The sequence below is a fragment of the Pontibacter anaerobius genome (assembly GCF_026241195.1).
Lineage (GTDB): Bacteria > Bacteroidota > Bacteroidia > Cytophagales > Hymenobacteraceae > Pontibacter > Pontibacter anaerobius.
In genome coordinates, this window is the sequence record NZ_JAPFQO010000015.1 from 22,037 (window position 1) to 35,723 (window position 13,687).

At 52.5% G+C, this 13,687-nt stretch carries 13 protein-coding genes; 9 read left to right on the forward strand and 4 right to left on the reverse strand.

The annotated features are described in order from the left end of the window. Positions 1 to 658 precede the first annotated feature (658 nt). The 5 genes from OO017_RS18915 to OO017_RS18935 all read left to right on the forward strand — a co-directional run bounded on the left by OO017_RS18915 (position 659) and on the right by OO017_RS18935 (position 6,291). Complete coding sequence (locus tag OO017_RS18915) at positions 659 to 1,108, forward strand: MarR family winged helix-turn-helix transcriptional regulator (protein WP_266054271.1); 450 nt, start codon at positions 659 to 661, stop codon at positions 1,106 to 1,108. 163 nt (positions 1,109 to 1,271) lie between these two features. Beyond that, on the forward strand, positions 1,272 to 2,372 hold the full coding sequence (locus OO017_RS18920; RefSeq protein WP_266054272.1) for an alkene reductase: 1,101 nt from the start codon (positions 1,272 to 1,274) through the stop codon (positions 2,370 to 2,372). Between the two features lie 201 nt (positions 2,373 to 2,573). Next, complete coding sequence (gene ispF, locus OO017_RS18925) at positions 2,574 to 3,059, forward strand: 2-C-methyl-D-erythritol 2,4-cyclodiphosphate synthase (protein WP_266054273.1); 486 nt, start codon at positions 2,574 to 2,576, stop codon at positions 3,057 to 3,059. Positions 3,060 to 3,153: 94 nt separating this feature from the next. Next, positions 3,154 to 4,698 (forward strand): M28 family peptidase, encoded by a 1,545-nt coding sequence (locus tag OO017_RS18930; RefSeq protein ID WP_266054274.1) that lies wholly within the window; start codon positions 3,154 to 3,156, stop codon positions 4,696 to 4,698. 219 nt (positions 4,699 to 4,917) lie between these two features. Beyond that, the gene (locus OO017_RS18935) at positions 4,918 to 6,291 is read left to right on the forward strand and encodes a LutB/LldF family L-lactate oxidation iron-sulfur protein (RefSeq protein ID WP_266054275.1); all 1,374 of its coding nucleotides are present in this window, start codon (positions 4,918 to 4,920) and stop codon (positions 6,289 to 6,291) included. A gap of 677 nt (positions 6,292 to 6,968) precedes the next feature. Here the strand turns inward: OO017_RS18935 and OO017_RS18940 are convergent. After that, positions 6,969 to 8,174, reverse strand: a complete 1,206-nt coding sequence (locus tag OO017_RS18940; protein WP_266054276.1) for an NADH-quinone oxidoreductase subunit D — start codon at positions 8,172 to 8,174, stop codon at positions 6,969 to 6,971. A 226-nt stretch (positions 8,175 to 8,400) separates the two neighbouring features. Here OO017_RS18940 and OO017_RS18945 point away from each other — a divergent pair, with 226 nt between their 5' ends. The 4 genes from OO017_RS18945 to OO017_RS18960 all read left to right on the forward strand — a co-directional run bounded on the left by OO017_RS18945 (position 8,401) and on the right by OO017_RS18960 (position 10,847). After that, positions 8,401 to 9,309, forward strand: a complete 909-nt coding sequence (locus OO017_RS18945) for an MrcB family domain-containing protein (RefSeq protein WP_266054277.1) — start codon at positions 8,401 to 8,403, stop codon at positions 9,307 to 9,309. A gap of 106 nt (positions 9,310 to 9,415) precedes the next feature. Continuing rightward, positions 9,416 to 9,844 (forward strand): GNAT family N-acetyltransferase, encoded by a 429-nt coding sequence (locus OO017_RS18950; protein WP_266054278.1) that lies wholly within the window; start codon positions 9,416 to 9,418, stop codon positions 9,842 to 9,844. A gap of 10 nt (positions 9,845 to 9,854) precedes the next feature. After that, complete coding sequence (locus OO017_RS18955) at positions 9,855 to 10,043, forward strand: hypothetical protein (RefSeq protein WP_266054279.1); 189 nt, start codon at positions 9,855 to 9,857, stop codon at positions 10,041 to 10,043. A 3-nt stretch (positions 10,044 to 10,046) separates the two neighbouring features. Next, the gene (locus OO017_RS18960; protein WP_266054280.1) at positions 10,047 to 10,847 is read left to right on the forward strand and encodes an SPFH domain-containing protein; all 801 of its coding nucleotides are present in this window, start codon (positions 10,047 to 10,049) and stop codon (positions 10,845 to 10,847) included. A 565-nt stretch (positions 10,848 to 11,412) separates the two neighbouring features. Here OO017_RS18960 and OO017_RS18965 read toward each other — a convergent pair. From OO017_RS18965 to OO017_RS18975, 3 genes are read right to left on the reverse strand one after another with little or no spacing between them, the layout of a single operon-like run. Further along, complete coding sequence (locus OO017_RS18965) at positions 11,413 to 12,012, reverse strand: NADH-quinone oxidoreductase subunit C (RefSeq protein ID WP_369426445.1); 600 nt, start codon at positions 12,010 to 12,012, stop codon at positions 11,413 to 11,415. Positions 12,013 to 12,039: 27 nt separating this feature from the next. Further along, complete coding sequence (gene nuoB, locus OO017_RS18970) at positions 12,040 to 12,603, reverse strand: NADH-quinone oxidoreductase subunit NuoB (protein ID WP_266054281.1); 564 nt, start codon at positions 12,601 to 12,603, stop codon at positions 12,040 to 12,042. Positions 12,604 to 12,606: 3 nt separating this feature from the next. After that, positions 12,607 to 13,116 (reverse strand): NADH-quinone oxidoreductase subunit A, encoded by a 510-nt coding sequence (locus tag OO017_RS18975; RefSeq protein WP_266054282.1) that lies wholly within the window; start codon positions 13,114 to 13,116, stop codon positions 12,607 to 12,609. Positions 13,117 to 13,687: the final 571 nt, after the last annotated feature.

The following is a 13,687-nucleotide window of genomic DNA, read 5'->3' on the forward strand; positions in this document are numbered from 1 at the left end:
TGCGTTTGCAACTCAACTGGCTTGCAGAGCCATACTTATACTTTGGCTATACTTTATACCTGTCCATTTATACTTTAGCCGCCGCTTCCTTCAACTGGACACAAGCTATCCCCTCTTTCTGCCGTTCATCCTCAATCTTAATTGCCTATCGTTTCATCTCTGGCCTTGGCTCCCTCCAGCCCGGAAGGGCTCGTCCTGGGGGTAGGGGCCCTCGATAAGGGCATCGCGCTGGGAGCTTTTCTTTGCTCGCTGTCGCTTTGCAATCCCTTCGGGACCTAAAAACTCCAAAGGCGCTCAACCCAAGGACTGGGATTGGTTTCGATAGCCACCGCTGACGGAGCTTGAACCAAGTCCCCCTTTGAAGGGGGCAGGGGGATGACAATCGTCTGCCGAAATCTCACTCTCCTGTTTTGGGGGTAGGGGCCCTCGAGAAAAGGAGAGGGCTGGGGAGAGGTGAAACTCCCCTCCTCTGGACTACCGAGAACGCGAGTTCGAAGGTAGCGAGCGTCGCTTTAGGGGTGGGTTCATCATTCCCTGGCTCTTATTCTTCCAGTAAGGGCGACAATACTTGTGAAATTTTAAACGCACAAACGCCCGATCGCAACCTTACTCTTACAAATTTTGTATATACAAATATCTTTCGTACCTTTGTAGGCCCATGCGGATAGAAGACGAAATACACCAGAAGGAGTTTAAAGACGATTACCGTCGCTTGATGGCTAACCTGTTGTTTACCAACAACTGGCTGAACCAGCAACTGATACCGTTCTTCAAAGGATTGGGGCTTACGCTGCAGCAGCACAACGTGCTGGCCATACTTCGGGGGCAGCACCCGGAGCCAGTGTGCTTCGGCGATATCCAGAACCGCATGGTGGACCGCAACTCCAACGTTACCCGCCTCATCGATAAACTGATTGAAAAAGGCTACGTTACCCGCGACATCTGTCAGACCAACCGCCGCATGATTGAGGTGCGTATTACCGAAACCGGCCTTAAAAAGCTGCAGGAGGTAGATGCCATGTTCCCGAGCCTGATGGAACGCTTTCATAACCTTTCGCAGGAGGAAGCCGTTTTAGTAAGCAACCTACTCGACAAACTACGCGGGTAGTATTTTTTTGATCATATATTTGTATAGACAAGTAATGTATATACTTCAAAAGTATTCTTTTTTGCTACAAAGATTGCATAAAACAGTATCTGGCAATCATACTAAGCCACACATACATGTCTACCCAATTTTAACTTTACAATGCTTTAATTTTTAAATTGATATGGCACAACCGCTTTTAAAACCGATAAAACTACACGACCTGGAACTGAAGAACCGGGTAATTATGGCACCCATGACGCGCAGCCGCGCCGCTAACGAAGGCAACGTGCCGAACGACATCATGGCCACCTACTATGCACAGCGCGCTGGCGCAGGCCTTATCATTTCGGAGGGTTCCCAGATATCAAAGCAGGCCGTGGGCTACATTAACACGCCCGGAATCTACAGCCAGGAGCAGGTAGACGGCTGGAAAAAGATCACCAAGGCCGTGCACGACGAGGGCGGCAAAATCTTCCTGCAGCTTTGGCACGTGGGCCGTATCTCGCACCCTGACTTCCATAACGGAGAGCCTGCGGTGGCGCCATCCGCCATCAACCCGAACGAGAAGTCCTATACCCCGGAAGGCTTTAAAGACACCGAAACGCCACGTGCGCTGACTATCCCGGAAATAGAGCAGATTGTGCAGGATTTCAAAAACGCTGCTAAAAATGCCATCGATGCCAGTTTTGACGGAGTGGAAGTACACGCCTCTAACGGTTACCTGCTGCACCAGTTCTTCGCTTCTACCTCCAACACCCGCACTGATGCGTATGGCGGCTCTATCGAGAACCGTGCACGCATACTTTTTGAGGTGCTGGATGCGATTAAAGAGGTAGTACCGGAGGAAAAGATCGGCGTGCGCCTAAACCCAAGCCTGCACGGCATTTTCGGCATGACCCTTAACGAGGACACCATACCGACCTTCGACTACATCATCGAGCACTTGAACAAGTATAACTTGGCCTACCTGCACCTGTCGGAGCCGTTTAACGATGTAAACGATGTGCCGCACGCGGAATCTGAAATTGCCAAGCGCTACCGCCCGATGTATAAAGGCAACCTGATCATTAACGCTGGCTTTACACAAGAAAGCGGTAACAAGGTGATAGCGGAAGGCGATGCTGACATGGTGGCCTTCGGGGTACCGTTTATTGCCAACCCGGATCTGCCGGAGCGCTTTGCGCAGGATGCGGAGCTGCAGCAACCGGAGCAGGACAAGTTCTATACGCCCGGCCCTGAGGGGTACATCACCTACCCTACGCTCGCCGAAATCGAGGCCTAAGCACAAGGCTCTTGAAATATAGATGTGAGAGCCTGCTAAAGTATAGCAGGCTCTTTTTTTGCGTCCCAACCTCTCTCCTACACCGCCGCCTTCCAAAAAATGGCCTGAACATGGCGCAAAATCGTATTTTTGGTTTAGATTTACCTTTTTAGCCAGTTTATACTTTGGCTTTATACTTATTTATACTCCCGATATACTACTATGAAACTGAAAATAAGAACCGGCTTCGGCTACGATGTGCACCAACTGCAGGAAGGGCTCGACTTCTGGCTCGGCGGCATCAAAATACCGTACACGCACGGTGCCTTGGGCCATTCAGATGCCGATGTGCTGATTCACGTGATCTGCGATGCCCTGCTGGGCGCCGCCAACATGCGCGACATCGGTTACCACTTCTCCGACAAAGACCCCAAGTATAAAGGCATCGACTCTAAGATACTGCTGAAGGAGGTGATGCACCTGCTGAGCCGCGAAGGCTATGAGGTCGGCAACATCGACTCCACCATCTGCCTGCAGGAGCCGAAGGTAAATCCGCACATCCCGGCCATGAAAACCTGCCTGGCCGAAGTAATGGGCATTCCGGAGGAGGATATCTCCATTAAGGCCACCACCACCGAGCATCTCGGATTTGTGGGCAAGAAAGAGGGCGTGGCCGCCTTTGCCACCGTTCTGATCGTGAAGGAATAGGCGCAGCGGCAGCGCAACCCGAACAGTTAAATTAAACCTGCCGTACCTGTATCCGTCTAAACTGAACTAAACTTTAACACACCTAACCTAAACCATGAGGAGACACAATCTCTACGCCGCCCTTTTGCTAGCCGCCGTAGGCTACGGCTGCGCCAAAGGCCCAAGCGCCAGTAAACCCACTACCGATGTAGCCAAGCTTAGCGAGGCTGCCCCAAAGTATGCCGAGACCATCACGGCAGCAGACCTCTCCAAGCACCTGCACATTATCGCCTCCGACGAGTATGAAGGACGTAACACAGGTGAGAAGGGCCAGAAAATGGCCGCAGAGTATATTGCCCGCGAGTTTCGTGAGGATGGCCTGACCGGCCCCGTAACAGCTAACAGCGCCAACCCATACTACCAGACCTTTGACCTGCAGAAGAGCACCTGGGGCGAAGGCCACATCTCCATTGGCAAAGAGAAATACCTGATGATGCAGGATTTCTTCCCGTTCGGAGGCTCCCCATTTACCACAGAGCAGGCCGTAGAGGCTGTGTATATGGCGGATGCGGGCCAGGTTACCGAGCAGGCGGCTAAAGGCAAGTTGGTGGCAACCATGCTTACGGCTGCCGAAATGCAGACAAAAATGCGCGGCTTCTCGGCCGCTGCCGAAAAAGCGAGTGCCAAGGGCGTAGTGTATGTACTGGGTGCCGAGGAGTACCGCGCCATGGCGGAGCGCTTCTCGCACCGCATTAAGCAGCCAAGCATCTCGCAGGCTAACAACGGTAGCAGCCGCCCTGCCACTATTTTCGCCACGCCAACTGTGGGCGCAGCCATACTGGGTACTACCCCGGAGAAAATGCAGCAGAACACAGCAACTGCTTCTTTCAAGCCTGCCTCAGACATCAAGATCCTGATGAGCAGAACCTCTGAGCCGCTGGCCACCGAGAACGTACTTGGCTTTGTGGAGGGCACTGACAAGAAGGAGGAGATCGTGGTAGTAACTGCACACTATGATCACGTGGGTGTGGATGAGTCGCTGGAAGGTGACAAGATCTATAACGGCGCAAACGACGACGGCTCCGGCACAGTGGCTGTGATAGAGTTGGCAGAAGCGTTTGCCCAGGCCAAAAAAGCCGGCTACGGCCCGCGCCGCAGCGTACTGTTCATGACGGTAACCGGTGAGGAGAAAGGCCTGCTAGGCTCAGAGTACTACTCCCAGAACCCGATCTTCCCGCTGGAGAACACCGTGGCCAACGTTAACATCGACATGATCGGCCGCATGGATTATGACCACGAGAAGACCAACGACAGCAACTACATCTATGTAATCGGGGCAGACAAGCTTTCTTCGGAGCTGCACCAGATAAACGAGGACATGAACCAGAAGTACGTGAACCTGAAGCTCGACTATACTTACAATGACGAGAACGACCCGAACCGCTTCTACTACCGCTCCGACCACTACAACTTCGCCAAGAACGGTATTCCGATCGTGTTCTACTTCAACGGCGTGCACGACGATTACCACCAGCCAGGTGATGAGCCTGATAAGATCATCTACGAGAGTGCCGAGAAGGTAGCCCGACTGGCGTTCCACGTGGCTTGGGAGCTGGCCAACCGTGAGAACCGCATTGTGGTAGACAGCAATAAGAAATAAGTTTTTGAGTTATAGAGTTTCGGAGTTAGAGAGATATTTGCCGCAAGGCAGTTAAAGCGCTTCACCGTACAAGTGCTTCTAATTCATCACCTTTATATCTCCCAAACTTTATAACTTTTTAACTATTAAGAAAAACACCCTACCTTTAAGGGTGTTTTTCTTTTTTAGGCTGCCTTAAAGCGCAGCCTTTGTCCCGGAAAAACGTAAGGGGGAAACAGTATGAGTAAACTGAGACAGTTTCTGCAGGACGCGGAGACAAAAGCATTCGACCAAGGCCACCGCGCTACCATCAAATTCAACATCGGCAAGTATAACGCCGCTGTGCAGCGTGGCCTCACCCAATACACCGACCATGAACTGGCCCGCGAGCGTGGCTCTTACATAAAAACCCAGACCATCAACAACCTGGACAAGTACCTGATGGAGTTTGAGGCCAACTTTACCGCCCGTGGCGGTAAGGTGATCTGGGCCCGCGACGCACAGGAGGCCTTAAAGGAGATTGGCGAGATCATGAAGCGCAAACGCGCCCGCTCGGTGGTAAAGTCCAAATCCATGACCACGGAGGAGGTGCACCTGAACGAGTACCTGGAGAAGAACGGCATCGAGACCGTGGAGACCGACCTGGGCGAGTACATTGTGCAGCTGGCGGAGCAGCGCCCTTACCACATCGTAACGCCGGCCATGCACATGTCTAAAAACGACATCCGGGATCTGTTTGTGCGCAAGCTGGGCATACAACCAACCGATAATGCTGAGGAACTGGTAGGCGTGGCCCGCAAGCTGCTTCGCGAGAAGTATACCTCTGCCGAGGTAGGCATAACCGGTGGCAATTTCCTGATCGCTGATGTGGGCGGCGTAGCCGTAACAGAGAACGAGGGCAATGCCCGTCTCTCTACAAGCTTCCCGAAAACGCATATCGCCATAGTGGGCATCGAGAAGATGATCCCCTCCATCATGGACCTGGACCTTTTCTGGCCCCTGCTGAGCACCAGCGGCACCGGACAGAACGTAACTGTGTACAACACCATTTTTACCGGCCCGCGCCAGCCAAAAGAGAAGGACGGACCGGAGGAAATGTATGTGATCCTGCTGGATAACGGCCGTACCGACCTGCTGGCCCTGCCCGAGAAGCGCGAGGCCCTGAACTGCATCCGCTGCGGCGCTTGCCTGAACGTGTGCCCGGTATACAAAAACATCGGCGGCCATACATACGAGACCACCTACAGCGGCCCGATCGGCTCGGTAATCTCGCCGCACTACAACGGCATGGCCGAGCACAAGCACCTGAGCTTCGCCAGTTCCCTCTGCGGCGCCTGTACCTCGGTTTGCCCGGTCAAGATCAACATCCATAACCTGCTGCTGCTAAACCGCAAACAGAGCGTGGACCAAGGCCTGGCGGACGGACAGGAAACCACTGCCATGAAGCTTTGGCTCAGGGCCATGAAGAGCCGCACGCTGCTAAACCTGGCACCTTCCGGCATCAAGAACTTCGTGCTGAAGCGCGTGCTGAAAGACACCTGGAGCAAGCGCCGCGAACCACTGCACGTACCTAAAAAATCGTTTAACCAGCTCTGGAAAGAGCAACGCGGATAAAAACAAAAAAGCCTGCTGATGAAGCAGGCTTTTTTGTTTGTCTGGATCAGGATTTTCAGGATTAGTGGATGGACAGGATTTCTCTGCAACACGCTGTTTCATCCCCCTGCCCTCAGAGCTACGCTCGCGACCTGTCTCTACAGCTATATATTTCTTCTGGCGCGAGTCTCCAGACTCGTGTCCTACCAATGGTGTGAAGTCTCCGACTTCACTGAGACCGGAGGCATCAGGAAAATTCTGTAAACGATTAACCCACCCCTAACACCTCCGAGGAGGGGGATTCAGCAGCCGATTATCCAACCACCCCTGCCCCTCCTTATCCAAGGAGGGGAGTTTCACCTCTCCCCAGCCCTCTCCTAAAAACAGGAGAGGGAGCCCAGTTCCAGCTCCGTCAGCGGTGGCTATCGAAACCAATCCCAGTCTTTGGGTTGAGCGCCTTTGGAGTTTTTAGGTCCCGCGAGAGCGGGATTGCAAAGCGATAGCGAGCAAAGAAAAGCTCCCAGCGCGATGCCCAAAGACGAGGCTTCCCGGCCTGGAGGGAGCCAAGGCCAGAGATGCAACATCAGGCTTGTAAGACTGCGGAATAGCAGTAGTAGAAAAGAATAGCTTGTTTCCAGTTGCAGGAAGCAGTAGCACATAAGCGCACACTTGCGTGAGCCAGCAAGTATACTTTACACTTACCTATCCACTTCCCCCAACACAATATCCACAGAACCGACGATGGCGATCAAATCCGCCACCATACAGCCGCGGCTGATTTCGGGTAGTACCGAGAGGTTCACGAAGCTGGGGGCACGGCCTTTGGCGCGGAACGGCACGTCGCTCTTGTCGGTGGTGCGGAAGAAGTAGCCCAGTTCGCCGCGCGGTGTCTCGCCTCTAAAGTATAACTCCTGGCTGCCGGTCATGCGTATTTTCTTGGGGCAGGCGGCCTGCGGGTCGAAGTCCGGGGTGCGTTTGTGGTTGCCGGTCAGCTGGTCGAGGCACTGGCGGATGATCTTGACAGACTCGCGGCACTCCAGGGCGCGCACGTAGTTGCGGTCCCAGCAGTCGCCGGTGGTACCGGCAAGCCCCTGCCCTATCGGCACCTCAAAATCCAGCTCTGGGTACACGCTGTAACCGTCCACGCGGCGCAAATCATACTTTAAACCAGAACCGCGCAGCATCGGGCCGGAGCAGCTGTAGTTAATCGCCACATCCAGCGGCAGCACACCCACGTTGGCCGTGCGGTCTATAAAGATTTTGTTTGTCAGTAGTATGGTGTCCAGCTCGTCGAGCTTAGGCTGCAGGTACTCGATAAACTCGCGGCAGCGCTCCTCAAACCCGATAGGCAGATCATAGTATAAACCGCCCACCCAGATATAGTTGTACAGCATCCGCGCCCCCGAAACCCACTCCAGCAGGCGCTGAATGTGCTCCCTATCGCGCAGCAGCCACAGGAAAGGCGTAAAAGCCCCGATGTCGATGGCGTAGGTGCCGATGGCCACAAAGTGCGAGGCGATGCGGTTGAGCTCCGTTACCAGCACCCGGATGTACTCCACCCGCTTCGGGATCTGGTCGGTAATGCCCAGCAACTTCTCCACACCCATGCACCACACATGCTCCGAGTTCATGGCGGCCAGGTAGTCCATGCGGTCCACATAAGGCAGCGTCTGGTTATAGGCCATACTTTCGGCATGCTTCTCGAAGCAACGGTGCAGGTAACCGATGTGCGGCACCACCTCCTGAATGATCTCTCCGTCGGTGACCACCTCCAGGCGCAGTACGCCGTGCGTGCTCGGGTGCTGCGGTCCCATGTTCACGATCATCTCGCCGGACTTCAGCGCATCCTGGCTGAACTTGTTCGGTTCCGACTGCAGCAGGTAGTTTTTGTAGATCGTGGACACGGGCGAGTTAGAAAGTTAAAATGTTAGAAAGTTAGAGCGTTGCTTCTTCTGCAAAGGTCGGAAAAAACGGGGATTTATGTTGGGGTTTGTTGGGGGGTACAATTTAATAATGTAATTTAAAATTATATAAAATAACGAATATATAGTATATTTTTATTCAAACATTCGTTTCACATTGAATGTATGTAGAATGCAGAAACAAGACCACACAGTTAGTTGAAATATCATGGAAAGATTACTAAGAGAGCCAATTGAAAACTATCTTACACAAAAGCGTCAAGCTTTTGCGGGCAACCCATTAGCCGACCAAATGAGGCATGAATTTCCAGAACTTATAAACCGAATTTTATCCGACCAAACTAGATACAAGGTTGTAGGCTCTCCCGGTAAAGGCAATTGGACTGATTGCCCTTGGATTGCAATTTTTGACACTCTAGTTACTGATACTGCACAATCAGGATATTATCCCGTGTTTCTATTTAAGGCCGATATGTCAGGCGTATATTTATCATTAAACCAGGGTGTAACTGAGGTAAAAGACTACTATAAAAGTGAGGCAAGAAACGTACTAAAACTTAGAGCAGAAGACTATCGAGCAAAGATCGATCTTGATACTAATGACTTACTTGAAATAAATCTCAGCTCGATAAATTCGAACGCCAGACTTTATGAAGCGGGCAACATAATAGCACGGTATTACCCTGCTGACAACTTACCTAATGAAACCGAACTAATTGCTGATATCCTGCACTTTCTTCACCTCTATGAGGAACTTAATTTTAATGATACACATGTTGACGAAAACAAAGGATTAACAGCTACAGAAAAGAAACAATATCGACTTCATTTTAGAATAGAACGCAATTCTAGATTATCAAAAAAAGTAAAAGAATATAAAGGTTATGTATGTGAAGCATGCGAGTTTGACTTCACAACGAAGTATGGAGATCTCGGCCGTAAATTCATAGAAGCACATCATTTAACCCCAATCTCTAATTTAGGTATTGGACAGTATAAGATTAACATTCAAACTGATTTTGCTGTGCTTTGTAGCAACTGTCATAGTATGATACATAGGCTTGATGATCCAAGTAATCTTACTCATCTTAGAAATATAGTTAAGGGAATAGAATAATAAGGACAAGGGTCGCCCCGCTAGCTCGTGCTTCCAACCAGAAACAACAGCACGAGCTAGAAGCTCGCGCTAGCGAAAGGCCAGCAAAAAAGCATCTCTCAAAACCATGCACCTCCGCACCCTCACCCTCGCACACGCCGAAGCCATCACCAGCCTCTCCTCTCAACTCGGTTACAAGGCATCGGTGGTAGAAACCAACGTATGGCTGCAGGAAATCCTGGAGGGTAAGGATAACTATGTTCTTGGCGCTGTGCTGGACGACAGGCTTATCGGTTGGGTGCATGCATTTTACACGGTGCGGCTGGAGTCCGGGGCGTTTGTGGAGATTGGTGGACTGGTGGTGGATGATAACCATAGGAGAACAGGCGCTGGCCGCAGGATGGTGGAGCAGGTGCGCAGTTGGGCAAAACAAAAAGGAGTAAGTAAAGTAAGGGTGCGCTGCAACACCAAAAGGGAAGATTCCCATACTTTCTATAAGGCTATCGGCTTCCAGGAGTTGAAAGAACAAAAGGTTTTCGATATATTGCCCTTATAACATACTTCCCATGAAATTCGGATACATCCTCCTGCTCGGCCTGCTGCTGCTGATCGACATCCTTACCTTTACCGAGATCGCGTCCATGGTGCGCCAGCCCTCCGACCTGAAAGTGGCCATTGGCCTCGGCCTGCTGGTGGTGCTCATCATCGCCAACTTCTTCGTTATCCGCTATTCCATCAACAGACTTAAAGCCTAACCCATGAACAACGCCCGTCAGCTTTTAACCTGGAGCCTCAGCTTCATCCTTATACTTGTGTTCTCCATCACCGCCATGAAATCCTGTACCCGTATTGATGCGGGACATGAAGGGATACTTGTAAAACTCTACGGCACCGACAAGGGCGTGCAGGACGTGAACCTGGTAACAGGCCGCGTGTGGTACAACCCGTTTACCGAGGAGGTGTTCCAGTTCCCGACTTTCGTGCAGACGGTGGACTACCCTGCCTTTACCGTGAACGCCAAAGACGGCTCCGTTTTTACCGTAGACCCGACGATTTCCTTCAGGGTGAGTCCGGGAGAGAGCCCACGTATCTTCAGCAAGTACCGCAAGGATATCGAGCTGATTACCAAGACCACACTGTTCAACTATACCCGTGACGCTTTCCGCATCCAGTTTAACAAGTACAGCACCGACAGCATCATCTCGAACCGCCAAAGCTTCGAAGACAAGGTACAGATCGCTTTGGATAACGCCTTGCGAAAAGAGGGTTTTGAGCTGGAGCAGATGACCAGCGGCCTGCAGTACCCCGACGAGATTGTGCGCGCCGTGAACCTAAAGAACCGCGCCGTGCAGCAGGCCCTGCAGGTAGAGAACGAACTGAAAGTAGCCGAGGCCCAGGCACGCAAGAAGATCGTGGAAGCCGAAGCCGAGGCCCGCGCCAACGAACTCCGCCAGCGCACCCTTACTCCGCTGCTCATCCAGCAGCAGTTTATTGAGAAGTGGGACGGCCGTACGCCGCTCTACGGCAACTCGCCCACGTTTTTTAAGAATGTGCAGTAAGTATAAAGTATAACAAAGAAGCCGCCGGAAGTATAACCGGCGGCTTCTTTGTTTTAACCCCAGCCCTCTCCTAAGAACAGGAGAGGGAGTTCCAGTAGTACCATGCCCAACCACCCCTGCCCCTCCTTGGCTAAGGAGGGGAGTTCGGTTTAAGCTCTGTTAGCGGAAGCTATCGAAAACTGATCCCAGTCTTCCCGTTGAGCGCCTTTGGAGTTTTTCCGGTGCCGAAGGCATTGCGACGTAGGAGCAAAGGAAAAGGTCCCAGCGCGATGCGGGAAGACGAGGCCTCCCGGCCTGGAGGGCGCCAAGTATAAAATGAAACAATAGGTTGTAAGACTGCGGATCAGCTGCAACTAGTAAGGATAGCTTGTGTCCAGTTGAAGGAAGCGGCGGCTAAAGTATAAATGGACAGGTATAAAGTATAGCAATGCAACAGGTATGGCTCTCCGAGCCAGTTGAGTTACAAACTCAACATCATAATAGGACACAAGTCTGAAGACTTGCGCCAGCGGTAGCGTAAGCATTTAGCTTAGATTTAACAGCAGCTTTGCAAGTATAACCAATCCTACTCCGGCTTCTCCCGCATATCCGGGAACTGCTCATTCTCCTTTTTAATGATCAGTTGCGGCTCGCCCTTAAAGCCATTCAGTTCGTTGTGCTGGTCGAAAGGTACTTTGATACCATGGTAGTACTCCTGCAACTGGTAATCCTTGCGGAGCGGGTGGCCCTCCCAGTCGGCGGCGCAGAGGATGCGGCGCATGTCGGGGTGGTCTTTAAAGTAGATACCGTATAGATCGAACACCTCACGCTCGTGCCAGTCGGCGGTGCGCCAGATGTGGCTGACGGTGGGCACTTGCGGGATAACCTCTTCCAGCGTGTTGTTGCGCCGCAGCTGTACCTTCAGCGTCAGGTGATGGTCGTACGGGATAGAGTATAAAGTATAAATCACCTCCATGGTGCCAGCCGCGGGGCCGTTGTCCATGCCCGTCAGGCAGGAGAGGTAATCGAAATAAGTCTGCTCGTTGTCGTGGAGCTCCAGGCATACCTCCGGCAGGCGCTCCGGCTGAAGCACCAGGTAGGGCTGCAGGGCATCGGCCTTGGCCTCAAGTATAACTTCTGCGCCAAATCTGTCGGCTATAAACTGCTGTAGCTCCGCGAAGGTCATAAGTATAAATTAAATGATGTAGGTGAATCAAGACACGGCCTGTTGGTCGGCACCTGATGCTGGCTGCTCCTGCTGCGCGCGTTTGGCCATGATCTGCTGCACGGCCCGCGGGGCGCGTATGGTTTCCTTTCGGATGATCTCCTGCAGCTTCAGGAAGCCACCGATCAGCGCCTCCGGCCTTGGTGGGCAGCCCGGCACGTACACATCCACCGGAATGATCCTGTCCACTCCCTTCACCACATGGTAGCCGTGCTCCCAGTACGGTCCGCCGCAGTTCGAGCAGCTTCCCATCGAGATCACGTAGCGCGGCTCCGGCATCTGCTCGTAGAGGCGGCGCACGCGGTCAGCCATCTTAAAGGTAACCGTGCCGGCCACAATCATCACATCCGACTGGCGCGGCGAGGCTCTCGGAATGATGCCGAAGCGGTCCAGGTCGTAGCCCGAGGCGTAGGCACCCATCATTTCGATGGCGCAGCACGCCAGACCAAAGCCCATCGGGAACAGCGAGGTAAGCCGCGCCCAATTCAGCAAATCGTCCAGTTTGGTGATCACTACACCGCCTTCTCCAGTCTTATCCTGTGGTAAATTCATCGGTTATGCTTCCTCTTGCTGCTGTGGCTTCTTTGGTTCATACGTTCGCTCGTTCACGCGCTGGTACACGTCCATCGGTATTTTGGAGCGGCCCTCCGGAAGTATGGGCTTCGGCTTAATCCAGTCGAGGTGGCCTTTGGCCCAGGCATAGGCCAGCCCCAGCACCAAAATCCCGATAAAGATGAACATCTCGATCAACGAAAACCATCCCCACACGCCATCGGTGGCCTCTATCAGCTCGCGGCGGCCAAACACCGTAGCCCACGGAAACAGGAACGCCAGCTCCACATCGAAAATGATGAAGATCAGCGCCACCACGTAAAAGCGCGGGTTAAACTGCACCCAGGCGTTCCCGATCGGCTCCTCCCCCGACTCGTAGGTTGCCAGCTTCTCGGGGTTCGGGTTTTTGGGGCGGATCAGGTTGGCCGTAAACAAGCCAATCACCACAAAAATAGCCCCGCCCACCAGGAAAAGCAGGATGGTTCCGAAGTCTGATGTATAGTTTTCTGCCATTGTATTGCAGCTGTTTAGGCAAATTTACGATAATTATGCGAGTTATGGGTATTGAGGTTGCTATGGTGAAGGTATGCGGTGATGGATTTATACTTTGGTGTTGTTAAGCCCCCTTATGGCGCAAGTCTCAAGACTTGTGTCCTATTATGGTGTTGAGTTTGTAACGCAACTCTAGCCATACTTATACTTTGGCTATACTTGTTAGCCGTTGCTTTCTGTAGCTTGACACAAGCTATCCTTGCTAGTTGCAGCTGATCCTCAGTCTTACAACCTATTGTTTCATTTTATACTTGGCGCCCTCCAGGCCGGGAGGCCTCGTCTTCCCGCATCGCGCTGGGAGCTTTTCCTTTGCTCCTGCGTCGCAATGCCCTCACGGGCACCGGAAAAACTCCAAAGGCGCTCAACGGAAAGACTGGGAACAGTTTTCGATAGTCACCGCTGACGGAGCTTGAGCCGGGCTCCCTCTCCTGTTCTGGGGGTAGGGGCCCTCGAGAAAAGGAGAGGGTTGGGGAGAGGTGAAACACCCCTCCTTAGCCTCTAAAGGGGGCCCCTGCACCCCCAGGAGGGGCAG

Coding starts and splice junctions, on each gene's coding strand:
- OO017_RS18915 (WP_266054271.1), top strand. CDS start 659: ATGCGGATAGAAGACGAAATACACCAGAAGGAGTTTAAAGACGATTAC.
- OO017_RS18920 (WP_266054272.1), top strand. CDS start 1,272: ATGGCACAACCGCTTTTAAAACCGATAAAACTACACGACCTGGAACTG.
- ispF (WP_266054273.1), top strand. CDS start 2,574: ATGAAACTGAAAATAAGAACCGGCTTCGGCTACGATGTGCACCAACTG.
- OO017_RS18930 (WP_266054274.1), top strand. CDS start 3,154: ATGAGGAGACACAATCTCTACGCCGCCCTTTTGCTAGCCGCCGTAGGC.
- OO017_RS18935 (WP_266054275.1), top strand. CDS start 4,918: ATGAGTAAACTGAGACAGTTTCTGCAGGACGCGGAGACAAAAGCATTC.
- OO017_RS18945 (WP_266054277.1), top strand. CDS start 8,401: ATGGAAAGATTACTAAGAGAGCCAATTGAAAACTATCTTACACAAAAG.
- OO017_RS18950 (WP_266054278.1), top strand. CDS start 9,416: ATGCACCTCCGCACCCTCACCCTCGCACACGCCGAAGCCATCACCAGC.
- OO017_RS18955 (WP_266054279.1), top strand. CDS start 9,855: ATGAAATTCGGATACATCCTCCTGCTCGGCCTGCTGCTGCTGATCGAC.
- OO017_RS18960 (WP_266054280.1), top strand. CDS start 10,047: ATGAACAACGCCCGTCAGCTTTTAACCTGGAGCCTCAGCTTCATCCTT.
- OO017_RS18965 (WP_369426445.1), bottom strand. CDS start 12,012: ATGACCTTCGCGGAGCTACAGCAGTTTATAGCCGACAGATTTGGCGCA.
- nuoB (WP_266054281.1), bottom strand. CDS start 12,603: ATGAATTTACCACAGGATAAGACTGGAGAAGGCGGTGTAGTGATCACC.
- OO017_RS18975 (WP_266054282.1), bottom strand. CDS start 13,116: ATGGCAGAAAACTATACATCAGACTTCGGAACCATCCTGCTTTTCCTG.